The 25,218-nt window shown below is 45.5% G+C and carries 19 protein-coding genes and 3 pseudogenes; 11 read left to right on the top strand and 11 right to left on the bottom strand.

Annotated features, from left to right (window positions below):
- Window positions 1–37: 37 nt before the first annotated feature.
- Window positions 38–1,132 (top strand): IS4 family transposase, encoded by a 1,095-nt coding sequence (locus AOT82_RS01670; RefSeq protein ID WP_071001282.1) that lies wholly within the window; start codon window positions 38–40, stop codon window positions 1,130–1,132.
- Between the two features lie 145 nt (window positions 1,133–1,277).
- Here the strand turns inward: AOT82_RS01670 and AOT82_RS01665 are convergent, their stop codons facing one another.
- The 3 genes from AOT82_RS01665 to AOT82_RS01655 all read right to left on the bottom strand — a co-directional run bounded on the left by AOT82_RS01665 (window position 1,278) and on the right by AOT82_RS01655 (window position 4,142).
- Window positions 1,278–2,405, bottom strand: coding sequence for a M14 family metallopeptidase (locus AOT82_RS01665; RefSeq protein ID WP_071001524.1), 1,128 nt, complete (start codon window positions 2,403–2,405; stop codon window positions 1,278–1,280).
- Between the two features lie 323 nt (window positions 2,406–2,728).
- Window positions 2,729–3,553 (bottom strand): DODA-type extradiol aromatic ring-opening family dioxygenase, encoded by an 825-nt coding sequence (locus tag AOT82_RS01660; protein ID WP_071001523.1) that lies wholly within the window; start codon window positions 3,551–3,553, stop codon window positions 2,729–2,731.
- A 136-nt stretch (window positions 3,554–3,689) separates the two neighbouring features.
- Entirely contained in the window at window positions 3,690–4,142 is a 453-nt protein-coding gene (locus AOT82_RS01655) for a DoxX family protein (protein WP_071001522.1), read from the bottom strand.
- 386 nt (window positions 4,143–4,528) lie between these two features.
- On the opposite strand from AOT82_RS01655, the gene AOT82_RS01650 reads away from it, so the two are divergent.
- Window positions 4,529–5,524 (top strand): phosphatase PAP2 family protein, encoded by a 996-nt coding sequence (locus AOT82_RS01650; RefSeq protein WP_071001521.1) that lies wholly within the window; start codon window positions 4,529–4,531, stop codon window positions 5,522–5,524.
- A gap of 813 nt (window positions 5,525–6,337) precedes the next feature.
- On the opposite strand, the pseudogene AOT82_RS01645 reads toward AOT82_RS01650, so the two are convergent.
- Window positions 6,338–6,934 (bottom strand): annotated as a pseudogene (locus AOT82_RS01645) (IS1595 family transposase).
- Window positions 6,935–7,124: 190 nt separating this feature from the next.
- Between AOT82_RS01645 and AOT82_RS01640 the strand changes: the two are divergent.
- Window positions 7,125–8,039 carry a LysR family transcriptional regulator gene (locus AOT82_RS01640; RefSeq protein WP_071001520.1) on the top strand — a complete coding sequence of 305 codons (915 nt, stop codon included), beginning with the start codon at window positions 7,125–7,127 and terminating at the stop codon, window positions 8,037–8,039.
- A 145-nt stretch (window positions 8,040–8,184) separates the two neighbouring features.
- Here the strand turns inward: AOT82_RS01640 and AOT82_RS01635 are convergent, their stop codons facing one another.
- The 6 genes from AOT82_RS01635 to AOT82_RS01610 all read right to left on the bottom strand — a co-directional run bounded on the left by AOT82_RS01635 (window position 8,185) and on the right by AOT82_RS01610 (window position 15,476).
- Window positions 8,185–9,180 (bottom strand): hypothetical protein, encoded by a 996-nt coding sequence (locus AOT82_RS01635; RefSeq protein ID WP_227517170.1) that lies wholly within the window; start codon window positions 9,178–9,180, stop codon window positions 8,185–8,187.
- 198 nt (window positions 9,181–9,378) lie between these two features.
- A complete protein-coding gene (locus AOT82_RS01630; protein WP_071001519.1) occupies window positions 9,379–9,858 on the bottom strand; it encodes an acyl-CoA thioesterase in 480 nt (159 codons plus the stop codon).
- A gap of 165 nt (window positions 9,859–10,023) precedes the next feature.
- Entirely contained in the window at window positions 10,024–11,712 is a 1,689-nt protein-coding gene (locus AOT82_RS01625; RefSeq protein ID WP_071001518.1) for a fatty acid--CoA ligase, read from the bottom strand.
- Window positions 11,713–11,773: 61 nt separating this feature from the next.
- Window positions 11,774–12,976, bottom strand: a complete 1,203-nt coding sequence (locus tag AOT82_RS01620; RefSeq protein ID WP_071001517.1) for a 3-oxoadipyl-CoA thiolase — start codon at window positions 12,974–12,976, stop codon at window positions 11,774–11,776.
- Between the two features lie 66 nt (window positions 12,977–13,042).
- Window positions 13,043–14,635, bottom strand: a complete 1,593-nt coding sequence (locus AOT82_RS01615; RefSeq protein WP_156770948.1) for a 3-hydroxyacyl-CoA dehydrogenase — start codon at window positions 14,633–14,635, stop codon at window positions 13,043–13,045.
- Between the two features lie 64 nt (window positions 14,636–14,699).
- Window positions 14,700–15,476 (bottom strand): enoyl-CoA hydratase, encoded by a 777-nt coding sequence (locus AOT82_RS01610; RefSeq protein ID WP_071001515.1) that lies wholly within the window; start codon window positions 15,474–15,476, stop codon window positions 14,700–14,702.
- Between the two features lie 384 nt (window positions 15,477–15,860).
- Here AOT82_RS01610 and AOT82_RS01605 point away from each other — a divergent pair, with 384 nt between their 5' ends.
- The 6 genes and pseudogenes from AOT82_RS01605 to AOT82_RS14005 all read left to right on the top strand — a co-directional run.
- Entirely contained in the window at window positions 15,861–17,015 is a 1,155-nt protein-coding gene (locus tag AOT82_RS01605; protein ID WP_058025401.1) for an acyl-CoA dehydrogenase family protein, read from the top strand.
- A 115-nt stretch (window positions 17,016–17,130) separates the two neighbouring features.
- Window positions 17,131–18,399: an MFS transporter gene (locus tag AOT82_RS01600; protein ID WP_071001514.1), complete on the top strand. Its 1,269-nt coding sequence runs from the start codon at window positions 17,131–17,133 to the stop codon at window positions 18,397–18,399.
- A 281-nt stretch (window positions 18,400–18,680) separates the two neighbouring features.
- Window positions 18,681–19,526: an IclR family transcriptional regulator gene (locus tag AOT82_RS01595; RefSeq protein WP_071001513.1), complete on the top strand. Its 846-nt coding sequence runs from the start codon at window positions 18,681–18,683 to the stop codon at window positions 19,524–19,526.
- 139 nt (window positions 19,527–19,665) lie between these two features.
- Window positions 19,666–20,760 carry an NADH:flavin oxidoreductase/NADH oxidase gene (locus tag AOT82_RS01590; protein ID WP_071001512.1) on the top strand — a complete coding sequence of 365 codons (1,095 nt, stop codon included), beginning with the start codon at window positions 19,666–19,668 and terminating at the stop codon, window positions 20,758–20,760.
- 384 nt (window positions 20,761–21,144) lie between these two features.
- Window positions 21,145–21,363, top strand: a pseudogene (locus tag AOT82_RS14010) (transposase); the annotation flags it as partial.
- Window positions 21,364–21,375: 12 nt separating this feature from the next.
- A pseudogene (locus tag AOT82_RS14005) lies at window positions 21,376–21,570 on the top strand (IS3 family transposase); the annotation flags it as partial.
- Window positions 21,571–21,830: 260 nt separating this feature from the next.
- Here AOT82_RS14005 and AOT82_RS01580 read toward each other — a convergent pair.
- The gene (locus AOT82_RS01580) at window positions 21,831–22,478 is read right to left on the bottom strand and encodes a glutathione S-transferase (protein WP_083328808.1); all 648 of its coding nucleotides are present in this window, start codon (window positions 22,476–22,478) and stop codon (window positions 21,831–21,833) included.
- A 200-nt stretch (window positions 22,479–22,678) separates the two neighbouring features.
- On the opposite strand from AOT82_RS01580, the gene AOT82_RS13570 reads away from it, so the two are divergent.
- On the top strand, window positions 22,679–23,530 hold the full coding sequence (locus tag AOT82_RS13570; RefSeq protein WP_083328807.1) for a thermostable hemolysin: 852 nt from the start codon (window positions 22,679–22,681) through the stop codon (window positions 23,528–23,530).
- A 55-nt stretch (window positions 23,531–23,585) separates the two neighbouring features.
- Entirely contained in the window at window positions 23,586–25,211 is a 1,626-nt protein-coding gene (locus AOT82_RS01570; RefSeq protein WP_071001509.1) for an AMP-binding protein, read from the top strand.
- Window positions 25,212–25,218: the final 7 nt, after the last annotated feature.

The following is a 25,218-nucleotide window of genomic DNA, read 5'->3' as shown; positions in this document are numbered from 1 at the left end:
GCAAAGGCATAATAGTAATTTTTAAGACGAATAGACCATGCCAAACTTTAACAGACTTAGTGAGACTTTAACCCAAAACCTGAGCATGAACAAGGCAAGAATCAATTGTTTGAGCCTAATGATAATAGCCCTGATTACTGCTCAAAGCAGTAATCTTAAAAAAACAGCAAGACACCTTCCTAAGGGTGGCAAGACCGACAGTCACTATCGCAGACTACAGCGATTTTTTGCCGAAGCGAGGATAGACTACGATCAACTGGCTTTAATGATATATCGACTATTTGGGCTAGGCGAAGTCACCTTAACCATTGACCGCACCAACTGGAAATGGGGTAAAAGTAACCTCAACATCTTTATGTTAGGGGTGGTATATAAAGGGATAGCCATCCCCTTATACTGGCAAATGCTAGATAAGCGAGGTAATACAAACCATCTTGAACGCTGTGAACTTATTGAGCGGTTTATCAAACAATTTGGCAAAGATAACCTTGAGATGATAGTAGCAGACAGAGAGTTTGTTGGCGAAAAATGGTTTAACTGGCTCACCAATAATCACATACCCTTTGCCATACGGATTAAGAAGAACAGTAAAGTTAAGAATCATCATGGCAAGTTGGTACAGATTAAAGAGTTATTGCGCCATGTTAGCCATCAAGAAACATATCGACATGGGCGAATACTGACTGTCGATGGTTGTTTGGTTCGAGTATTTGCCAAGCGTGATAAAGACTATGGTTTAGTGATTGTCGCAACCAATCAACTAGAAACAGTGGATGCGATGACAAGCTATGCTAAGCGTTGGGAGATTGAGACTTTATTTGCTTGTCTAAAGGGCCGTGGCTTTAATCTTGAAGATACCCACTTAACCCATCTTGATCGGGTCAGTAAATTAGTCGCAGTGAACGCCTTAGCATTTTGTTGGGCTTATCATGTCGGTATTTATAAAGACAAAGATAAGCCGTTAAAGCGCAAGTTAAAGTCAAACGCTCGACCTCAAGCCAGTTTGTTTGCGCTTGGCCTGGATGTGTTGATTGAGGGCCTTCACTTGGTGTTCTTTAACAATGATAAGACTGTATTTCGACAGTTAGTTAGCTTTTTAACCCCTAAACCTATGAAAATCGGGTGGGGATGATTTTTTTGTCGTGTGCAGAGAATTGTTTACTATAGGAAAATCATAACTATACACATAAATATCTGATAAATAAAAAACGCTAGTAAGTGAGTACTTACTAGCGTTTGAACAACGACTGTCTATCTAAATCTTCAGTTAGCGTCAATTAACGTAAATCGTCAACGACGGCTAGCATAGCGATAAGCGATGCTTCCCCTAACTGAATAGAACGCTCTGGTGACCAGCCCATCTCTGTATCAGGTAGATTATCGTTGTCTTTAAATGGCATCTCTAACGTATTGGCAAGACAATCAAAACGCTCAGCGACCCAATGGGTTGCAAGCGTCATGTTCGCCTCACCTGGCGCATCAATCTCATAGCCGACCTCGGTCTGAAAATCGGCATTGGCTAATTTCAATGCGTCTGAAAACCGATCACGTAGATGTGCGAGGCGCTCATTATAACTCGGCGTGCCTTGAGAGCCCGCAAGGAATGCATACGGCAATGCTTCATCGCCATGCACATCATAAAACAGATCAACGCCCGTCTCTTCCATCTTCTTAATCACATAAAACACTTCAGGGCTTTTGTCCAAGCTTGGACTTGCCCACTCACGGTTTAGATTCGTACCTGCGGCGTTCGTACGTAGATGCCCGCGTACACTGCCATCAGGATTCATATTGGGCACAATATAGAAATTGGCTTTATCTAATAACAGCCTGCTATTGGCATTGTCGCTGTCTAACAAGCTATAGAGCAAACCTTCGACCAGCCATTCCGCCATCGTTTCACCCGGATGCTGACGCGCAGTGATCCAAATATTGCGTTTATTAGTATCGCCATCACCAATTTTGACCAAAGTCAAATCACGCTTATCCAGCGTGTCACCCAAATGCTCTAGCGTCACTAGCGGATGTGTCTGTACAGCGGCTAATAAATCTTGATGACGCTCATAGCTATAAGGGGCAAAATAAGCAATTTGAATGGTCTCGCACGCCAGCTCTGCCACGATGGTTAATTTGCCATCTTGGTAAGAAGTAGGCAAACGAAACCAATGCTGACGATCGTAGGAAGCGACTGCTTGATAATTCTCCCACCCTTCGAGATAGGAAGCCTCACCTGCATTCATAATATTGAGAACGTACTTCCCTCCAACCTCGCCAGAGAGACGGAAGTTAAACCATTGAAAAAATTCTTCGCCAACGTCTGGACGAATGGCGAGCTGAATATTATTTTTATCTTCTATATTAAGTACGTCAATATTACCTGCGTCAAAATTGGCAGTGATACGCATGATCGCTCCTTGATGGGTTGTGATGAGTGGATTTGATAAGCTCAATTGAGGCATAAAGACATATGATAGTCTGTTTTATGCTAGATATGGGCCAATCTAATACAGTAGAACCTCAATAAAATTGATACAGCATAGGAAACGCGCTCGATTAAACGCTACTTTTCTTGCTTGCTGTGACTGCGTCTCCAGAGGCTGCGAAAAATAGCGTTTAATCTTGCTATACCATTTTTATAATGGTTTCACTATACAGTAGCGTATTATTTTATTGGTCATCACGCCCTCTTTTTCAAGTGATCAGCTGAATGGCGCTCTCTACTTGGACTTTATCCAAACTGAAAAGCAGATAGCTGCGTTTTTAGCACTTGCTCAGAGTAAATTTTATCCCCTTTATCATTGCCTGCTGCACCTGCTGCCACCATCAGCGGTAGCAAATGCTCCTCTGCGCCTAATGGATGTGAGGCTGTTGCATAAGGGGCTTTTGACCAGTTAGCCAGTGCTGACCATCGCGTCTCCCAATCCGCTGCGACAGTATCGGTCAGCCAGTCGTCAAAAACTTCAGACGGTGCGGTGAAGTTTGCATCACCATAGCCGCGCATATTATGAAAACTCATACCGCTACCGATGATCAACACCCCTTCTTGGCGTAATGATTGCAGGGCTTGACCTGCTGCCAGATGCGCTTCTGGGTCGAGATCATTACGTAGTGACATCTGTACCACGGGAATATCTGCCTCAGGGAACATTACCTTTAACGGTATAAAGACGCCGTGATCAAATCCACGCGCCGCATCTTGCTCATTTGGAATGCCTGCCGCTGTCAGCAGATTACTGACTCGCTCAGACAACGCGGGCGCACCTGATGCCGGGTAAGCCAAATCATAAGTATGCTCAGGAAAGCCATAATAATCGTAAATCAGATCAGGTTTTGCGCCAGAGGTGATACGAAATTCAGGCGTCTGCCAATGGCCGCTAATGATCAAGATAGCTTTTGGTCGCTCAGGTAATCGAGTGGTAATGCTCGCTAAAAAACTTGCCATACCGTCCCATGTATCCGCAGGTTGCCAATCCATAAAAAAACAAGGTCCTGCGCCATGCGGTATAAAGAATACAGGCAGGCTTACTGCCTCGTTAGATGTGTATATGCTCATCACTTTCTCCTTGTCACTTTTATAAGATGGTTTTATTGGTTGATATAAAGCGGTTAACGTGAGTCATGACGATCTTGAAGGTGACACTTTTTTAGTGTTACTGATAGCCATTAAAGGTAACTATTACACAATCCGCTTAAGCTCGCCCTAGATTTTTTGATAATACCTTATCCATACTTATCGCACCGCCACCTTGTACCACCAGTGCCAGCAGCGCCACCATCAAGGTCAATGCATATTCGTAGCCGCCATTGGCAATGAATAAGCCACTACCGATATGGACAGAAAAAATAGCAACTAACATCGTAAAAGCGGCGATCAATGCTGCAGGTCTCGTTAATAATCCTAATACTAACGCAAGACCACCAAAAAACTCAGCACCGCCTGCTAAGATAGCCATCAGGTAGCCGGGCTCCATACCCATACTGCTCAACCAGCCTGCCGTACCTGCCAGCCCATTGCCGCCAAACCAGCCAAATAGCTTTTGCGCGCCATGTGCCATCAAAATTAGGCCCACAGGTACACGAAGGATTAAGGCAGCTGTGCCAGCTTTCGATGTTAAAACTCTATTGAATAATGAGGATTGCATTGATGAGTACTCCATAACGTAATAGTAAGATAAAGTGTTTAGATATTGGTATAAACATACTTTACTATCATCGTTATGGAAGAGTAAGCCAAGTTATATTGAATAATTATCAACGTAGTGTTGTTAATTGGTTGGACACCAAGACTATCAAACATAGTAAGGGTCTGAAGAAAAGAGTCTGGTCAGTCATCTCATCAATGGGGTTTTTCTGCATTGACACACCGTAAACAAAAGCAGACAGCAATCATCAATAGGTCTGCTACAGTAGCAGCCGCTTCTGATTTAGTATCTGGTATTTGATATTCGGCATTTATTATTTGGCGCGTTGCCAAGCCACCTCCATCTGTCCCATTTTTATGACGCACGACACAAAGGCTTCTCTGTTCATGATCGCATTTATACAAGAAAACCAGCAGTTATTCAGTTTGGCGATGGCGCTATTGTGCATCGTTGTTTTCTTGTGGGTGCTACAATATGTATTGATTCATTATGGCAAGCCCGCGCTCAGTCTGATCTCACGCGGTGAGCTGTGGCTGCGTGGACATATCGCCCGCCTACCCTTGATCACACGTTTACAGGACAAATACCCTGTATTGTTTGGCTTTATCGCCAAGCGCTTTGCCCGCGGTCATTTTTCTGGTCTGATACTCACGGTTTTAACGCTGCTCAATGTATATATTTTGGCAGTGTTTGCAGGTTTGGTTGAGGATGTGGTGGAGGCCGACTCTATCGTGACCACTGATTTGTTTGTATCGCAGCATATGAGCGTACTGCGCGAGTCTGGCATCATAGATATCTTTGTGTTGATCACCAGTTTGGGCTCTACGCCCGTCACTTGCCTGATTGTCGTACTGACTGCCATTTTGTGTATGGTGGTGCGCCGGCCTTACGTCATTATAGGACTACTGGTCTCGACCATCGGCAGCACAGCCTTTACCTTTGTGAATAAAATGGTGTTTCAACGCGCACGCCCTGTCGATATTTTGTTGCATGAGCATACCTACTCATTCCCAAGTGGTCATGCGACGGTCAGCATCGCGCTCTATGGGTTTTTGGGTTATATGGCGATTCGTTTTAGCAGTCGCTTTGTTCGTCAAGTCCGGCTGCTCTCACTGGCTGTTTTGCTGTGTGTGCTGATTGGACTGAGTAGAATCGTGTTAAACGAGCACTATCTGAGCGATGTGCTAGGCGGGTTTTTGGTGGGGTCGCTGTGGCTGATCATTGCGATCAGTGTGACGGAGTGGCTGACCGCAAGGGGTAAGATTAATTGGCACATGTCATGGTCAAAAGGACAAATCTCACTGGTATGGCTGGGCGTCATCATGGTGTTTGTGGCCACACTGATTTATGCCAATATGTATCAGTTTCCACTGCTTGGGTAGTGGTGGAAACTAAATTGGCTTGGAAGGTATAAAACGCTCAGCGCTTATAACTGGCTAAATGTACTCTTTGATGTCATCATGAAATAAGTTAGGCAATGATCAGAGTTATACCCACGGATCATTAAGAAAATCAAATAGCTCCTGAAATAAAAAGTTAAAAAAACAGCCATTTTTTGTATATTTTAATGGCTTATTATAACGATTAGTTGAAGCCTTGATGAACACTCCCAGTAACTTCAAATTGATTTTGCTGAAACTCTACCGATGGAATATCAATATGGTCTTTTAACCAAGGCCACACTTCATTAGTTTTACCATTAGCCTGATGAGCTACGTAGAAAAATGATATTACGGGCTCTATAGTCAATCAATATTAAAAGTGGTACAAGGCAGACGAGTGCAGGTACTACAGTAGTAGGCTAAACGAGTCTAACGCTGTAACACTTTAATAGTGGTTCGACTATATGCAGTTGATAATATTAAAAATAGAGTCTTTGAAATATGCTTTATAAAACTCAGTTGCATCGATAGATTTCTGGTGGATTATCTCATTTCTGTACTCTTCAAGAGTAACAAAATGTCCCCACCATTTTTGCTTTTCTACAGCCTTAGTTTCGTACAACTCAGGAAGAATGTATTTAATCTTAGTTTTTAAACTAAGCCACCGCTTAATGGCTACTTTATCGTATGACTCTATAATACCTTTTGAGTTTTTCTTAGCTTGGTAAATGTGCCCATGAGGAATACTAAGATTAGCAAGTGCTTCTAAAGCAGTATAAGCAAAGACGATTGCAGATTGAATTTCTTCAAGGATTAAATATCACACCATTTTCTCAAGGTTTTCAGCTGATTAGATGGTGAACCATAGTTGAATCTAAACTCACACTCTTTTAAAAATAAATGGAAGTGCTTCTTATCGATTCCATTATACTTTCTGAGTGTTCATTTAGACTGATTCCAAAAGTTCTCAATGCCATTGATGTGATTGTTTTTACCGCAAATAAACTCTATAGAGTGATTGACTCTGAAATGTTTAAACTCGCTCACATCCAGTGCATTGTAACTTCGATAGCTATCCGTATAAACAAAGCTGTCAGGCTTGATGTTACGCTTAATGGCAGGCATTAGCGTGGTCTGCTTGGTGTCTGCTACGACCCCGCGACCTCTTTTACCTTTGTGTACACCGCCAAAGTAACTTTCATCTAATTCGACCTCACCATCAAAAAGCTCATCAGCTTCTAATGAGAGATGGTCATCTATCACAAGTCTTATTTTATGATAAAAAAGTGAAGCAGTATTAGGCTGAATATCAAGCAAATCTGCGGCTGTTCTAGCAGTCACTTCAGCTGTGAAAAACCCTAACAGCCTTCGCTGTACTTTTTTACTTAGTTTACAACGGGTTATCTTCATAAAAGTAGTCTAGCATAGTGCTTATCTACTACAGCCCCATTATCATTTATATTAAATAGAAACATTTTAGATGAAAAATCAACGCTGCTATCCAAGGTCAATAGAACGCACGACTTTACTATCGGTGAAGCAACAGCGTAAGATGACTGACGAGAGAATATTGATAACCGCTGGAAGGAAAACCTGAATAATGGATAGAATTGATGCGATGCGGGCGTTTGTATCAGTGGTGATTGAGGGCAGTTTTAGCAATGCCGCTACAGCCATGCAACTGTCGCCGCAGTTGGTGAGCAAATATGTGTCAAAGCTAGAAGAGCGACTGGATATACGCTTACTGAACCGCACGACCCGTAAAGTCAGTCTGACGGAGGCAGGTACTCACTATTTCGAGCATGCACAGCAAGTGTTACTCAGTATCGATGATATGGAGTCCAAATTAGGTGGGTTTCAGCAGAACCCAAAAGGCACATTGAGAATAAGCGCGCCTGTGTCCTTTGCCCTCAAACATATGGCAAAATTGGTGACGGATTTTCAGACACGTTATCCTTCGGTCAATGTCGATTTGCAGCTCAACGACCGCAAAGTAGATATCGTTGAAGAAGGATTTGATGTGGCGCTGCGCATCGGTCAGCTCAAAAGCTCGTCACTGATTGCTAAGCAAGTTGCGCCTGTCCGCGTCATCTTGTGTGCTTCCCCTGCCTATCTAGAGAAATATGGCGTGCCCAGCAAACCTGAAGACCTAAAAAACCATCGGTATTTGCATTACAGTTATATGGAAAAATACGGCAAAGAAGATATTTATCAGTGGCTAGATGCGACCAATCAGCTAAGCCCAGAGCTGAGCAGTAATAACGGAGATTTGCTTGTCAATGCGGCAGTGGCTGGCGCTGGAATAGCATTACAGCCCACGTTTATTGCAAGCGAAGCACTGAGTAAAGGGAAGCTTATGATGGTGTTACCTGATTATGAACCCGAGACATTGGGGTTGTATGCGGTGTACGCCCATCGAAAGCTGTTGCCGCACAAAATCAGATGTTTTATCGATTTTATCGAAGGGTATTACGGTTCACCGCCCTATTGGGATGAATCGATACAACACTTGTAGATAACTATTAGCGACCCTCACCAAAACACCCCATGCATTGATAAATGTCTAGGGTGTTGTTTAATGCGCTTGGTAGCATGACAAGTCTATCGTGAGCTATATTATAAATATCATTAAAAATAGCACCCCTCTCAATTCATCACTCTCAAAACTCGTATTTGGCCATTATTTCAATTTGCTGACCTGCTGGCATCCATGGAAAGGTCGTCGCACTTTGCTCTCGCCACTCAATCCCCAAGTCTAAATCTGGCAGATACTCATAGATAAGGTTGGCGCTTTTGACATTGGCAGAGGTATTTGCCGCGTCATCGACATTGACCTCACCATAACGCAAGTTGCCACGCAGTTTTTGAGAGAACTGATGCTTATAACCAACACTATAACCTGTCTGAGAGATCAGTTTGCCATCTTCAGCGTCACAATCGGCACCGCCATTCATAATAAGCGGCCCGCCCACACATATGGCAGAATAAGCACCCATGCCTTTACCATTGAACACACTACCATGGAGCGAATGCTCTCCCAAAGCCAGCTTGCCTGCTAAAGACACGCCGACGCCCACATCCGAGTCCTCTCCGTTCTCAGCCTCACGCGCCGTGACAGCGACATTATAGTCGAGATTGGCTATCTTATCTTTGTAGCTGACCACCATGTCAGGCAGGCTGGCATCGTCATACACGGGGTCTTGAGCGGTAAAACGCAGCCCCTTGTAAGTGTAATGCACCGTCAAATCTGGACGAATGTATGAGCCGCCACCGGAGGCTGTGCCGATACCTGTTCCCCAAAAATCAAGCTGCTCGGTGGAGAGGGGTGCAACGGCCAAAAATTGACCGTTCCACGTTTTACCCACTGTCAGATCATCCACTTGCACATAAGCATGGCGCAAGCGCAGGTTGGATCCGCCCTTGGCATAATCCCCATAAAAATCGCCTTCAATAAAACCTGTGAGCTTTTTATCCTCCACAGACTTGGTCGTCTTCATATTAATACGTGACTGGCGTAAGTTTCCTTTAAATTCTGAATCTCCCTCATCAGGCGAATTAAATGCCCCTTCTGCTTTGATATAACCCCCGATACTCAATGTTGTATCGCCCGTTGTCACAATATCGATCGCTTGCGCAGATGCGCAGGTTGCTACCATAGCCAATCCTATAGATAGCCTTTTTGTATAAAGCATCATTCCTCTCTTCCCTGTTATATGTTGATATCCTTATCAATGCCAATGGCGATTACGCGCTCTTTACTTCATAACCATGAATGCGTTTTTTATAAATTGCCTCCTACCTATTACCTGCTGTCTCATCAAAGAGTCAGTAACGAATTGATGTTCTATTGGGTGTTATGCTTCTTGGTCGATACTCTCTAATGCTGCAATGGCTTCTTTTTGCGTCTCATCGATTGGCTTTTTTTGTCCGCTCAATTTATCGAGATAGACCAAAACCGACTCACCGATTGCAACGACTTTTTTTAGTGCGGTACTATAATAGGTGTATTCGTGCACCAGACTTGAGTTGCCGATTTTTTTGACCTTGACGCCGATCCACAACGTATCAGGATAAGCAACTGGAGTAAGGTATCGACATGACGAGGCCGCCATCACCGAAAACGTTTTTTCATTAAATAAACCAAGCCGCCTGTTGTAGTAAATACGAGCATTTTGAGAGTATTCGTAATAGACCACATTGTTGACATGACCAAAGGTATCCATATCACCCCATTCCACTTGTTGAGGGTAGATCACCGTAAAGTCGTGTAATGGATGACTGTCATCACTGGTGACAGCTTCTTGTATTTCTGGAAATGTAGGAACCGCTTCCATAGCTTGTCTCTTTTTATTAGGTAGGTTTTGTTATATAGATGATGCGTGTGACTCAGGGTACTCATGACACACACCTCCTCCATCCCTAGCATTTATGCAGATACTAGGGTTTATATACGTCTTTTCTGTTAGTAAACTCGCTGTGATGGTGACAGGTCTATTTGGCTAGATGAGGTTTTCTGAATACATCGAGCGCATGCGTTTTTTATCGAGTTTACCGACGCTGGTTTTTGGCATCTCGGATAAGAACCTCACTTCACTTGGGACGCCATATTTTGGCAAATGACCTCTCTCAACCGCTTGATGACCCAGTGCCAAAATATCTGTCGACGTTGTATCGGCATAGTCTGGTTTTAGCACGACCAATGCAAGAGGGCGCTCGCCCCAGCGCGTATCTGGGACACCAATTACCGCGATATCAGCAACGCTTGGGTGAAAGGATAGAATCGTCTCAACCTCAAGCGAGGACACCCATTCGCCACCAGACTTGATAACGTCTTTTAGTCTATCGGTGATGCTCAGCGTACCATCGGCGCTTATGCAGGCAATGTCTTGCGTATGCATCCAGCCGCCTTTCCATAACGCATTGCCTGCATCGGGATTTTTAAAGTAGCTTTGCGTTAGCCACGGCGCTCGTATCACAAGCTCGCCTGTCGACTCACCATCCATCGGTTGGGGTTGACCATTTTCGTCCCAAATTTCCATCGATACCAGCATGATGGGCGAGCCTGACAGACAGCGATAATTGAGATTGTCCTCTAGGGTCATTGACTCGGTTTTGTCATCGAATACCGCTCGAGACAGCACAGGGCAGGACTCTGACATCCCAAACCCTGACATAAACTCAATACCGCACTCGATAGCGGCTTTAGCTAAGCCCTCATTGAGCTTTGAGCCCCCTAGCAGTAGTTTGAGATTCTCAAACTTACGACCGCGCGCGGCCATTTCTTTGAGGAGCATCTGCAATATGGCGGGGACGCCATGCGATAGCGTGACTTTATGCTGCTCAATCAAATCGACAAGCTTTGGAGCTAGATAGCGCCCCGGATATACTTGGTTTAGCCCTATCATTGTTGCGCCATATGGCCAGCACCACGCATGAACATGGAATAAAGGCGTCATTGGCATATAGACATCGTCGTAGCGCGCGCCTTGACCTTCGGCATTGAGCGCTGATGCCAAAGTGCTTGCCATCGTCTGTAGTACGATCTGGCGATGGGTAAAGAAAACTCCTTTTGGATCGCCTGTCGTCCCACTGGTATAAAAGGTGGTCGCGATGGTGTTTTCATCAAAATCTGGGAAGTCAAACTCGTCACTAGCAGCTGCTAATAGCGCCTCATATTCACCGTCAACATAGTCAGGCAGCTCAGCTTTCTCACTACTTGCATTGTCATCCTCTGCATCGTCTGCCCAGATGACATGCTCAATAGACGGTGCATCGTCACGATAATCTTTGATCATCGGCGCAAATTCAGCATTTAACAGCAGTGCTTTGGGTGCAGCATGGTTGACGGTGTACAGCACTTTATCTTCAGATAAGCGCACATTGACCGTTTGTAAAATCATGCCCGACATCGGCACGGCAAAGTATGCCTCAAGGTAACGATGACTGTCCCAATCCATGACCGCGACCACATCACCTGCCTGCAAACCCATGTTTTTTAAGACATTGGCCAAGCGATTGATACGCTTAAAAAACTCAGCATAAGTATAAGTCACTTTGTCCGCATAGCTAATGGTTTGGTTGGTGGAAGCGATTTTGGCACGGTTGAGTAGCTGCTTAATAATTAACGGAAACCCATACGCTTCTTCGGCCTGATGGTAGTTGTCGTGTTCGTTGAGTATGGTGGTCATAGTGTCATCCTTGATAATAAACTGTTCTTGATAATCAGTAATGTGGCGCGTGCTTTTAATATCAGACGCGCTCTATCACCATGGCAAGCCCTTGCCCGATGCCAATGCATAGGCTAACCACTGCATATTTACCGCCCGTACGCTGTAATTCTCGAGCGGTACTCAAAGCGATTCGTGCACCAGATGCGCCCAGCGGATGCCCGACCGCGATGGCGCCGCCATTAGGATTGACGCGCTTATCATCAAAATCAATATCCAACCCTTTTAGACAACCCAGTACCTGTGAGGCAAAGGCTTCATTAATCTCAATGACAGACATGTCATCTAGCGTTAAATCCGCACGCTTTAATGCCAGCTTAATCGCCTCAACAGGACCCACGCCCATGATATTGGGTTCAACACCCATCGCACCCGATGACAAAATTTTGGCAATGGGCTTAAAGCCTAGCTTCTCTTCTGCTTGTTTTGAGCCGATGATAAGCGCAGCTGCGCCGTCATTGATACCGGAGGCATTACCTGCCGTAACTATGCCATTTTCATTTAAAGGTTTAAGCTTTTGTAGCGCTGCAATATCGGAGCTGGCACGAGGATGCTCATCATCGGTAACGACTTTTTCGGGCAACTTTTTACCTTGTGGGACGGTGATAGGCGTTATCTCATCGTCAAAGAATCCTGCTTGCTTGGCAGCTTGATATTTGGATTGCGATGCGGCGGCAAACTTATCGGCTTCCTCGCGCGTAATGCCATATTTATGAGCAACATTGTCACCCGTCTGCGGCATGGTATCGCTACCGAACTGCTCAATAATCTTTGGGTTAGGAAAACGGCTACCGATGGTCGTATCAAATACTTTAAAGTCACGGCTAAACGGCTTTTCTGTCTTGGCAAAGACAAAAGGCGCACGCGTCATCGACTCGACCCCACCCGCCAAAATAATATCCCCTTCATGACACGTAATACTGCGAGCAGCATCGACCACGGTAGACAGACCTGACGCACATAAGCGGTTGACGGTCTGACCCGGCGTGGTGACATCCAGCCCTGCTAACAGAGCGGCATTGCGCGCGATGTTACGAGAGTCCTCGCCCGCTTGGTTGGCACTGCCTAGCAGCACTTCATCAAACACATCGCTCGGCAATTGATGTTTTTCGACCAGCGCTTTTATCACGGTGGCAACCAGATCATCAGGACGCACCGTTGCCAATGCACCGACATAGCGACCAAAAGGGCTTCTTAATCCATCATAAATATAGGCATCTAACATAACGTGTCCTTGTTGTATTTTTTCACTTTGAATAAATAGTTTTATAACGATATTTTGTTGTTTGTACTAATAAATGGCCTGCTGAGTGAACAATGACACAGCCAGCTTGGCGCGGCGCTGTAACCAAGGGCTTGGGCGATAGCGTGGGTCGCCTGTGAGCGCGTAAATACGCTCTAAAATGAGCAGCACACGCGAGGCACCAAGATGATCGCCCCAAGAGATCGGGCCATACGGATACCCCAGCCCAAGCTTGACGGCATTATCGATATCCTCTGGCGTGGCAATTTTTTGCATGGCGATATCACAGCCGAGATTGATTACCATGGCGACCACCCGCTGTGCCACAAAACCTGTACTTTCGGCAATCAGCGTGGCACTACCCGCCTCCTGCGCATCTGCTTCACGACTATCTGAGCCTTTATTACCCGTGCTACTGCCAAATAATGCATAAGCTTGCGCCACGAATCGTTCTTGCGTGACGATGCTTGGCATCAACGTACGATGCTTTGTAAGTTCGGTGAGCATATCAATGGCAACGGCTTGCTTGGGATCAACCTGATAACGAATCGCGGCATTGGTCGTATCTTCGCCATAGATGGCGAGTAGCACCAAACTATCAGGGTGTGGTGTGTCGTTGTCATCGATAGTGACGTCATGAGCATTTAGGTAATCGACCAGCTGCGTCTTATCTTCTGCCAAATCAGCGCCAATCCAAACTGAGCTAATAGTGGCATCAGCTATAAGCGCCGCCGCCTTAGACGATTGATTCTGAGCGCTATCTACAGAAATCTTTTGACCTTTTTCGTATTGATAAAAACCGCCGCCAACTTTACGGCCGAGCTTTTTGCCTACCAGCATTTGACGAGTTAATGGATGCGGGCGATAGCGCGCTTCATGATAAAACTGGTCGTAAATTGACTCCATCACGGGGTGTGACACATCAATGCCCGTCAGATCTAACAGCTCAAACGGCCCCATGCGAAAGCCGGCGCCCTCTCGTAAAATGCGGTCTATTTGCTCAAAACTTGCGACGCCTTCACCCAGTATTTTTAACGCTTCGGTGCCATAGGCTCTGCCACCATGGTTGACGATGAAACCCGGTGTGTCTTTTGCGACCACGCCCAGATGTCCCATCCGCTTGGCCAAATCAGTGAGCGCGTCAATAACTGATTGCTGAGTAGAAAGGCCCGGAATAATTTCTACAATTTTCATCAGTGCTACGGGGTTAAAGAAATGAAACCCTGCCACGCGCTCTGGATATTCACAGTCAGCAGCAATTGCCGTGACTGATAATGAGGAGGTATTGGTCGCCAAAATAGTATCGGCGGTAACCACACTTTCTAACTGGGCAAAAAGCTGTTTTTTGATGTCTAAGTTTTCGATAATGGCTTCAACCACGATCTCAGCGGTCGCGATTTGGTTTAACTCTTGAACGACGGTTAAACGGTTTAGCATAGCTTGTAGCTCGTCATCGCTGAATTTGCCTTTAGCGGTGAGCTTTTCGAGCATGGCTTGCAAGGAGTGTCGTCCTTGCTCAGCTGCGCCTGCTTTGGCGTCATATAAAAGGACTTGGATACCAGCTTGGGCAGCAATTTGGGCAATACCCATACCCATAATACCAGTGCCAACAATGGCAAGTGTATTCACGGTCATAATGATTCTCTACATAGTTTGCGATAGGAGTTGGTCGGCGTGGACAAAAGAGATAAGCGGCATCTGCCCCTTAATAGCCTTTATACTCTGCAGGGCGCTTTTCCAAAAAAGCTTTGGCGCCTTCTTTTTGGTCATGCGTATCAAACAGAATCTGAAAGGCTTTACGCTCCAGTGCTAACGCGCCTTCTAAAGGCATATCAGCACCCAGCGTTGCCACCTCCTTGATTTGCGCTAAGGCAATAGGAGAATAGTTTGATAGCTGCTCAGCAATCTCAATGGCGCGAGTGATGGTAGCCTCATCGTCGACGACTTCAGAGACCAGCCCCATTGTGTCCGCCTCATCAGCACTGATCATATCGCCAGTCAGTACCATCTTCATGGCCTTGTGTTTGCCAATGGCACGAAACAAACGCTGCGTGCCTCCTGCTCCTGGCATCAGTCCTATTTTGATCTCGGGCTGCCCAAATTTGGCAGATTTGCCAGCGATGATGATGTCAGCATGCATGGCCAGCTCACAGCCACCGCCAAGTGCGTAACCATTGACAGCCGCGATGATGGGCTTGCGGCAATGAGTGATGGCATCCCAATAGCGCTCGCTACGACGCAAATACATATCTGCTGTGCCAGTCGTCAAAAAATCATTGATGTCGGCACCAGCGGCAAACACCTTATCACCACCCGTCAGCACGATCGCCTTGGTGTGTGGATCATCATTTAACTGAATGAACAAATCTGCCATTTGTTGGCGTAGCTCACTGTTTAGTGCATTGCGCACTTTGGGTCGATTGAGCGTGATGACACTCACGCCCTCTTTTGGTTTTTCACAAATAATGAGTTGCTCTTCCATGATCCACTCCTTAAACCTCATTCCGATATAAAGTACAAATACATAATAAAGTACAAAAACATATTAAAACGATTATTTTGAAATAAAAATATCGCTATGCGGTATTTAATATCAATATATACTGTTTATTTTGGTTTGTGAAGGGCAAAAATTGGTTAAATGAGAAAAATTATAGAGAATAATTATCATATTTATAATAAAAATACCGCAATGCGGTTTTTTAAACCAAAACTATTGTAATTTACTTATTCATCGATTATGCTAATCATCCAAGGACGTCACATGACTAACATCGTCAAAAAGCCGTTATGACTATCAGGTTAAAAACCATTATGACTATCAGTCATCAATCAAACAGGCATTTATCCAACAAGGAAGACTCATATGATTAGAGATAAAGAAACCCTCGACCATATCACTCATACCATCCGCAACTTCGTTAATGACCAACTCGTTCCTCTGGAGCACTGGGTGGCAGAAAACGATCGCCTACCAGAAGAGATCATCGAGCAGATGCGCGAGCTTGGGCTGTTTGGGCTAACTATTCCTGAAGAGTACGGCGGACTGGGTGTCACGATGGAAGAAGAAGTGACCTTGGCATTTGAGCTGGGACGCACCTCCCCCGCGTTTCGCTCATTAATAGGGACAAATAATGGTATTGGCTCATCTGGTCTTGTGATTGATGGCACGGAAGCGCAAAAGCAGAAATATCTGCCTCGCCTTGCCAGCGGTGAGATCATTGGTTCATTTTGCTTGACCGAGCCTGACTCAGGCTCAGATGCGGCCTCATTAAAGACAACTGCTGTTAGAGATGGTGATACTTATATCATCAACGGTACCAAGCGCTATATCACCAACGCCCCGCAAGCGGGCATCTTCACTGTCATGGCACGTACTGACCCACAAAACAAACGCGCTGGCGGCATTTCGGCATTTATTGTGGAGAGTGACACGCCGGGTATTACCTTGGGCAAAATTGATAAAAAAATGGGTCAAAAAGGCGCGCATACCTGCGATGTCATCTTTGACAACTGTGTCGTGCCAGCCGATGCGCTCATCGGCGGTGTCGAGGGTGTTGGGTTCAAAACCGCGATGAAAGTCTTAGATAAAGGACGATTGCACATTGCAGCAGCCAGTACTGGAGCTGCGACTCGCATGCTAAATGATGCATTACATTATGCCGTCGAGCGTAAGCAATTTGGGCAGCCTATTGCCAGTTTTCAGCTCATTCAAGGCATGCTCGCTGACTCAAAAGCAGAGATTTATGCTGCCAAATCCATGGTACTAGATGCGGCGCGCCTGCGTGATGAAGGCAAAGATGTCGTAACCGAATCCTCATGTGCCAAAATGTTTGCCACCGAGATGTGTGGCCGCGTGGCTGATCGAGCGGTACAGATCCACGGCGGCGCAGGCTATATCGCAGATTATGGTATTGAGCGTTTTTATCGTGATGTGCGTCTCTATCGTCTGTATGAAGGTACGACCCAAATTCAGCAAGTCATCATTGCCCGCAATATGATCAAAGAAGCCAGCGAGTAATCTATCTCGCAGGCGTGCTCACCAAAACACAAGGCGGTATTTGCTAGGATGCTGATGCCGTTCCCTTCTCTTTATAACTCAGACTTTAATTCTCACAACGATAAGGATATACATTGTGAAAAGTGTCGCTATAACGTCAGACCCAAGCGCAAGCGCGGTCCAAAAACAGCCTTGGAAGCTGGCCTTTGTTTTTTGTTTTTTGGTATTGCTATGTGATGGCGCTGACATCGGTATTCTTGCTTTTACCCTCTCTAGTCTCAAGCAAGAATTTGGATTGACCAATGTACAAGCTGGCGCGCTGGGCAGCTGGTCATTGTTTGGCATGGCTATTGGCGGGGTTTTTGGCGGCTGGGCCTGTGACCGCTTTGGACGGGTACGCGTGATCGTTCTGGCGACTGGGATGTTTTCTATCCTATCTGGTTTTAGTGGGCTTGTGCAGAGCTATGAGCAGTTTGTGGCACTACGATTTATTGCTTGCTTAGGGCTTGGCAGCTTATATATCGCCACCAACACGTTGATGTCTGAGATGGTGCCGACGAAGCATCGAACCACGGTACTTGCCGCACTCATGACAGGGTTTACGCTCGGATCTTTGGTGATTACCAGCGTTTCAGCATGGATCATCCCTAGCTATGGCTGGCGCACTTTATATCTATTGACGTTTTTGCCACTGCTGCTAGCCATCTCCATGTACTTCTTAGTACCTGAGCCACAATCCTGGAAAGAGGCGCGTGCGCGCAAATTAAGCGGCGAAAAAGATACAACCAAAAAAGCGGAAAACCCTTACAAGGCTATCTTTGAAAACCCCAAGCATCGCATTATGTTTATATTGTGGTCGATGAGCTCAGGGTTGTTACTGTTTGGCTATTTTGGGGTAAGCAACTGGTTGCCGTCTTATTTAGAGACCGAGCTTGGAATTAAGTTTAAAGAGATGGCGCTATATATGGCGGGCACTTACTTGACCATGATGTTTGCCAAAGTAGTGGCAGGATTTATGGCGGATAAAATCGGCCGCAAGATCGTCTTTGCCTTTGGTACCATGGGTACTGCACTGTTTATCCCTATTTTGGTATACACGCACACCCCGGAGAACATTGGCTGGTTAATGATTACTTTTGGCTTCTTATATGGGATTCCTTATGCCATCAATGCTACTTATCTGACCGAGAGCTTCCCAACAGCTATTCGAGGGACAGCCATTGGCGGCGCCTTTAATATCGGACGACTTGGTTCTGTGATTGCCCCTGTCGCTATTGGCTATATGGCCATGCATAACTCCATCGGTGCAGGTCTGCTGCTGATGGCAGGTGCTTACTTCTTATGTGGTCTGATCCCAACTTTGTTTATCAAAGAAAAGCAGTATGATCCACAAGAGGCCTCATAAAATCTTTTATAATGCCGTTGACTCCCTATATTACGACCGTTCATACCGCATAGCGAAACAATCTCCCCATATCATGCTATGCTGAGAATATAAATGTACGGTAATATAGTATAATGAACAAGATAAACTGCCTTTGGTATGTGACCGTGAGTCAGTGATAAAGCCTATAATGAGTATTTGCTAAATACTTGTTCTATAGAGCAATACTGGCTCACGGTGACGCTAGGTAGTGATAATTTTACTATGCTTGTATGGACTGAATTGGGGATAATAGACCGCCTATGACGAACGACACCCTTGCCAATGACGACCCTAATAATGAGATGCATATGGAGCTTCTAGAACCCATTGCAGAGATGCAGGGCAAAAACGACAGACAGTTTGTCACCGCGTTGGCTCGTGGTCTTGAGCTACTGCGCTGTTTTACCCCGAAGCGACCTTATCTGGGCAATCAAGAGCTGAGTCAACTGACAGGGATTCCTAAGGGTACCATCACTCGCCTCACCTATACCTTGGTCAAATTAGGCTATCTCAAACAGTCTACTACAAGCAGTAAGTATCAGCTCTCAACCGGCGTGCTTGGGTTTGGCTATACCATGATGACCAACATCTCTATCAATAACCTCGCGACCCCTTATATGGAAGAGCTTGCAGATTATGCCAATAGTGCGGTGGCTATGGCGACGCGCGATCGGTTGATGATGGTCTATCTCAATGTGGTACAGGGCGCTGGTAGCACGACCATGCAGCGCAATATCGGCTCATACCTCCCCATTCATTTAAGCTCAATGGGACGAGCTTGCCTCGCCAGCATGCCGCCTGCTGAGCAAGAATTTATCCTAAATGCGATTCGCAATAAGTACAAGGATGATTGGCTAAAGATCAGACGAGGGCTGGACAAAGCCTTTCAAGATTATGAAGATTACGGCTATTGTTTTTCTATCAGTGAATGGCAAAAGGATGTCAATGCGGTTGCCATTGCGCTGATGCACCCGACGGAAGGGTTGCTCACGTTTAACTGCGGCGCGCCAAGTTTTATCCTGAGTCGCACCAAATTAGAAGAAGACATCGCCCCTCGCCTGCTGCATATGAAAAACATGATTGAGAGTAATCTATATATCAGCTAGCCTCACTTAAATGTACCCTATAAAAAAAACCATTCATCCCCATCATGTATTCAAGCGCTAATTATATAAACCATTTATATCGATTTTTCCTGTTATTTTCCATGCCTTTAAGCGAGGCGCGTTTTTTTAAGGATTTACCATGAGCCAGCTTTTTTCGCCTTTGACACTTGGGCAACTCACCCTAGATAACCGTATTATCATCGCCCCCATGTGCCAGTACTCTGCCAATGACGGCGCGGCAAGTGATTGGCATACGATGCATATCGGTCAGATGAGTTTGAGCGGTGCAGGGCTACTTATTTTAGAAGCGACGGCGGTCAATCCGCAAGGGCGTATCAGCTATGCTGATTTGGGATTATGGGATGACAGGACACAAGCGGCACTGGATAAAACGCTCACTGCTGTCAGACAGTACAGCCCAATGCCGATAGGCATCCAGTTAGCCCATGCTGGGCGTAAAGCGTCAACCAAAAAACCATGGGACGGCGACGGCTCGATTGCCCCTGATGAGGTAAATGGCTGGCAAACGGTGGCACCATCAGCGCTTGCGTATGACGAAAACTCTACTGTACCCACAGCAATGGATCAAAATGACATTGATACATTCATCAGTGATTTTGTGAATGCAGCAAAACGCGCAGATACGCTGGGGCTTGACTTAATTGAGCTGCATGGTGCGCACGGCTATCTATTGCATCAGTTTTTATCGCCGCTTTCTAACAAGCGTGATGATCAATACGGCGGCAGTCTTGAAAACAGAATGCGCTTGTTACTTGACGTGTTTACAGCGGTTCGGGCTGAGTTTTCAAGTGACAAGCCAGTGGGCGTGCGGGTTTCTGCAACCGATTGGGTCGAAGGCGGCTGGGACCTTACCCAAACGATTGAGCTGGCTAAAGCCTTAGAAGCATTAGGCTGTGATTATATCCATGTGAGCACCGCAGGACTGAGCCCAGAGCAGCAAATCCCTGTAAAGGCGAGCTATCAAGTACCTTTTGCCGCAGCCGTAAAAGAAGCGGTCAATATACCCGTCATTGCCGTGGGCCTAATCACCGAGGCCGAGCAGGCAGAAAGCATCATCACCGAGCAGCAAGCGGACGCGGTTGCCTTGGCACGCGGTATCCTCTATGACCCGCACTGGCCGTGGCACGCGGCGGCCGAGCTTGGCGCAACCGTCAAAGCGCCCAAACAGTACCTACGCTCAAGCCCGCACGGTAAGCCGTCTCCTATAGAATAAGTGTAATCGAACTACGAACATAGACTGAAGACAACATTACTTGCTTCAGTCTATGCATTCACTCACTTTAATTCAAACTAAAGTAATTATGGCTTACAAGTTAGATAGTCATCAGTGTATTCAACTTGGCAAGTGGTAGTGATATCAACGCTGCCATAATTTACCGGCTGAAGTGTAGCGCAGGGAGGTCAACTTACGGTCTTGTTAGGCCTGCTAAATGTTCCATAAGCGGAATTACCTCATTGTAAATACCCCATTCTTAACACAACATCATCGTAGAATAATTAAGCCACCTGCCTGTACTCAGCAGGTGTCATTGTAGTGGCATAATGAAATAGGACAGTAGATAAGAGGTTATACTATCACCAAAACTGGAGAGAAGATATGACCACCAAACGCGGACGCTACAGCCAAGAATTTAAGCTAGAAGCCATTAAACTGGTTGAAGATCAAGGCAGGAAGATACCAGAAGTAGCCAACTCATTAGGTATCGGCAAAACCACCTTAGAGAATTGGGTATATAAATACCGTAAAGAACAGCAAGGTGTCATGCCATCAGAAGGCAAAGCCCTAACGCCTGAATTACGGCGTATACAAGAGCTTGAAAAACATGTGAGGTTCTTTAGAAGCTTTAAGACAGAGTGGATGCCAAAAAACGGCTATGACAATATTGATGAGGCTTGGCAGGCAGTAAATGATTATATTTGGGGCTATTATCAAAGTGTAAGACCACACAGCTTTAATGAGTATTTAACACCGAGCAAGAAAGAGAGACTTTATTTCAACAAAAACCTCTTAAGTACTGTCTAAAAATATTTGACCACTACAAGTATACAATGTGTATTCTCCTACGTTCTTTCAAATCTATACTTTACCTACCACTCACCACTCATGTGATCATATAAATAACTTCAAATATAGTCGGTTCAATATAAAATCGATACAATAAGATTAAACGCTATTTTTCGCAGCCTCTGGAGACGTAGTCACAGCAAGCAAGAAAAATAGCGTTTAATCAAATGAATTTATTATCCTGTATCGTTTTTATTTAGACTTAACTATACTAGATATTAACAAGGAAAAATCACCACCTCATCGCCTTCTTGCCATGGTTCAAACTTAGTCATAACTTGCAAAAATAACGGATGCGCAAGCCAATCTTGTAACCACTGCTGCAATTTAGGGTATGGCAAACCATAAAACACCTCACGATCAACATGCGCAAATTGACGAACAAACGGCATGATACCAATATCCGCTGTGGTCACACTGTCTCCTAATAGATAGACATTTTTTGTCAATAGCGTCTCCAATACCTGCAAAAACACCTCGCCCCGCTGTCGATACTCGCTCTGCGTCATCCCAGGATACCGATCTGCATATTTGTATCGATCTAGCCAATATTTAAACTCATTGTCATTTTGTGCAATCAAGTCATTTGCTTGCGGTAATGTATTTTTATCAAGTAAGCCGTGTGGGTCATTCTGCGCAAGTGCCCACATCATAATCTCGTCACTTTCTTCAATGACGGTCCCATCCGCCAACTGTAAAACGGGTACTGTCCCTTTTGGGCTAATCGCTAGCATTTGCTCTGGTTTATTCTTCAGCATAACCTCCCGCAGCGCTACAGACTGCTCGGCAAATAAAAGACCGAGACGGGCACGCATGGCATAGGGACAGCGGCGAAAAGAATACAAGCGGTGAAGCGGTGAAGTCATAATTATTTTCCATAATTGAATAAAACTAAATAGCATATCAATAAGAACCAGTAGGCTCAAACACACTGATATGGTTTTTATTAGGGAGTAGGTAAATATTATTAGACGATACTATCTTAAGGTTCAGTTAAGGTTGCTCCTTTATGATGCTTTCATGATGTTAATCGTGCTAAAAGCTTTTAACCATTTGGAGACAGCTGATGTCATTATCTATTGATAGCACTCATACCTTACAGAATGTTCTAAATACGACCTTTTATATTGAAGCGGTTAAGCCAATGTCAATATTGGAAGTGCAAGGCATACCCTCCTCCCTCTATATTCGTGCCAGTACACAAATGCCAATAGCGACATCGCCTGCTTCCTATGCCCAAAACCAAGATGCCCAGGCATTTATCAAACGCATATATGCGTATATCCATCACGCCCGATTAAGCTACTTTATGCCCATTTTGTTTTCAGGTTTTGCCGATATGTCATCCTATGGCGATTGGTTATCCACTGATGATAATGCGTTACCTGCATTTAAAGGGACGAGCGTTGCTATCGGTCTAAAGCCTATCTGTGAAGATAAGATATTTTTAGAGCAGTATCTGAACACGCCGATACAACATGAGATCAGCAGAGTGGCAGGCGAGCCAGTCAGTCGCCAGCGCATTTTTGAGATTGGCAATTTGGCATCAGGTTGTGCGGGTAGCGCGCGGCTTATGATAGCATTTTTGGTGTTTTATTTATCCACCCCCACCCTGAATTCTACGACTCATGAATACCAAACCAAAGCAGACTGGGTCGTGTGTACTGGCACCGATGCGGTACGGCATATATTGGCACATATGGGCATTCGCAGTCATGTCATTGCCAAGGCCACGGCAGAAGCGCTAGAAGACCCTGAGCAAGTATCCTCATGGGGCCATTACTATCAGCACAATCCCTTGGTCGTCGCTATCAATGTGGCCGATGCTAAGCGGATATGCGCCCCACATTATCGCTATACCGAAACGTTAGAGATGAATGCTACCACGCGTTTGACGCTAAATAAGATAGCCGTTTAATACGCATGCATTAACAACCAATAACACTGCACCACCACAAGACAGTGAGAATAACATGACCCCCATTTATACCGTGATATGTCAGCATGCCCGCCAAACTCCCAAGCAGGTAGCGATACAAACGATAGCTAACCATAATACGACCAGCCTAACTTATGGTCAGCTGCAACGTACATTATCAGCGCTTCATCAAACATTAGAAACATGGCAAGGCAAGCGTGTCGCCTTATATGCGCATAACGATATAGATTGGATCATACTCGATTTGGCATTGAGTACCGTCAGCGCGGTCGTTGTGCCAATCCCCTTATTTTTTAGTGCCGCGCAAATTGCGCACTTACTACAAGATGCGCAGATAGAGATGGTATACGTTGGCGCTGGTTTACAACTGCCAACCATAGACAATACGGATAACTGGATAATTGCTGATACACCAGAGACAAAAACCATCAAGTCTGAGCAGGCGACTCATATCACAGGTAGTTTTTATCAACTTGCTGGCACCATCACTGACCATACCTTCACCGCTCAAAATTCCTCTACTGCCAGCGATTTTTGCAAAGTGACTTACACCTCAGGCAGTACGGGCATGCCAAAAGGCGTGTGTTTGGGTCAAGAGACATTGATGCGTATTGTCGAGTCGTTATCGGGTTCGCTCGCTGATACCTTGACAGATGATGATACTCACGCGCCAAAAGTGAGCAATGCCACAAGCAATTTTAGTCATTTAAGCGTGTTGCCTTTTGCCACTTTATTAGAAAACGTGGCAGGTATTTACGTGAGTCTATACATGGGGCGCACCTTAGTGACGGGGCGTATTGATCAATTGGGTTTGTTATCCAATCAAGCATTTGATGCCAAGCGCTTGATGACAACGGTACAAACATACGACATCGCCAGCGTTATTTTATTACCGCAACTGCTAAAAGCCATTTGCGAGCACATGGCAGACAAAGGAGCAACCAAATCCAGCGCCAATGCTGCTGTGCCATCATTAAAGTTTATGGCAGTCGGCGGCGGCAAAGTCTCCCCTCAATTACTACAAGACGCCAGTGCCTTAAGCTTGCCTGTTTATGAAGGCTATGGCCTATCTGAATGCGGCTCGGTAGTCAGTCTCAATACGCCAAAAGCGAAGCGCGAAGGCAGTGTGGGCAAACCTATGCCTCACGCCTCGGTCAGCATCGCAGATAGTGGCGAAGTAATGGTTAAGGGCAATGCGATGCAAGGCTACTTAAACCATGACAATAGTAAGGATGACAATGGCATCATTGCCACAGGGGATATCGGTCATTTAGATGACGACGGCTATTTATACATCACGGGTCGACGCAAAAACGTGCTCATCAGTAGTTTTGGCCGTAATATCTCGCCTGAATGGGTAGAAGCGCAGCTCTCAACGCAGCCCATTATTTATCAGGTCGCGGTACTCGGAGATAATGAGCCGCATTTGTCTGCGGTGATAGTCGCCAACCCCAACATGGTCGCAACGAGCAATGATCCACAATCTGCGATTGCGCAAGCGATAGATGTCGTTAACCAAACCTTGCCTGACTATGCGCGTATCCGACAGTGGCATCTCGCCGAGCACCCTTTTAGTACGGAAAATGAATTATTGACTGATAACGGTAAGCTACGACGCGCGCACATTTTTACCGCTTATCAATCGGTACTCGGCTTATAACGGACGC

The sequence above is a fragment of the Psychrobacter sp. AntiMn-1 genome (assembly GCF_001854065.1).
GTDB lineage: Bacteria > Pseudomonadota > Gammaproteobacteria > Pseudomonadales > Moraxellaceae > Psychrobacter > Psychrobacter pacificensis.
This window is presented reverse-complemented; position numbering and strand designations above follow the sequence as displayed.

Coding starts and splice junctions, on each gene's coding strand:
- AOT82_RS01570 (WP_071001509.1), top strand. CDS start 23,586: ATGACCCCCATTTATACCGTGATATGTCAGCATGCCCGCCAAACTCCC.
- AOT82_RS01670 (WP_071001282.1), top strand. CDS start 38: ATGCCAAACTTTAACAGACTTAGTGAGACTTTAACCCAAAACCTGAGC.
- AOT82_RS13570 (WP_083328807.1), top strand. CDS start 22,679: ATGTCATTATCTATTGATAGCACTCATACCTTACAGAATGTTCTAAAT.
- AOT82_RS01590 (WP_071001512.1), top strand. CDS start 19,666: ATGAGCCAGCTTTTTTCGCCTTTGACACTTGGGCAACTCACCCTAGAT.
- AOT82_RS01665 (WP_071001524.1), bottom strand. CDS start 2,405: ATGCGTATCACTGCCAATTTTGACGCAGGTAATATTGACGTACTTAAT.
- AOT82_RS01620 (WP_071001517.1), bottom strand. CDS start 12,976: ATGTTAGATGCCTATATTTATGATGGATTAAGAAGCCCTTTTGGTCGC.
- AOT82_RS01635 (WP_227517170.1), bottom strand. CDS start 9,180: ATGGTAGCAACCTGCGCATCTGCGCAAGCGATCGATATTGTGACAACG.
- AOT82_RS01640 (WP_071001520.1), top strand. CDS start 7,125: ATGGATAGAATTGATGCGATGCGGGCGTTTGTATCAGTGGTGATTGAG.
- AOT82_RS01610 (WP_071001515.1), bottom strand. CDS start 15,476: ATGGAAGAGCAACTCATTATTTGTGAAAAACCAAAAGAGGGCGTGAGT.
- AOT82_RS01625 (WP_071001518.1), bottom strand. CDS start 11,712: ATGACCACCATACTCAACGAACACGACAACTACCATCAGGCCGAAGAA.
- AOT82_RS01650 (WP_071001521.1), top strand. CDS start 4,529: ATGATCGCATTTATACAAGAAAACCAGCAGTTATTCAGTTTGGCGATG.
- AOT82_RS01655 (WP_071001522.1), bottom strand. CDS start 4,142: ATGCAATCCTCATTATTCAATAGAGTTTTAACATCGAAAGCTGGCACA.
- AOT82_RS01605 (WP_058025401.1), top strand. CDS start 15,861: ATGATTAGAGATAAAGAAACCCTCGACCATATCACTCATACCATCCGC.
- AOT82_RS01595 (WP_071001513.1), top strand. CDS start 18,681: ATGACGAACGACACCCTTGCCAATGACGACCCTAATAATGAGATGCAT.
- AOT82_RS01660 (WP_071001523.1), bottom strand. CDS start 3,553: ATGAGCATATACACATCTAACGAGGCAGTAAGCCTGCCTGTATTCTTT.
- AOT82_RS01630 (WP_071001519.1), bottom strand. CDS start 9,858: ATGGAAGCGGTTCCTACATTTCCAGAAATACAAGAAGCTGTCACCAGT.
- AOT82_RS01580 (WP_083328808.1), bottom strand. CDS start 22,478: ATGACTTCACCGCTTCACCGCTTGTATTCTTTTCGCCGCTGTCCCTAT.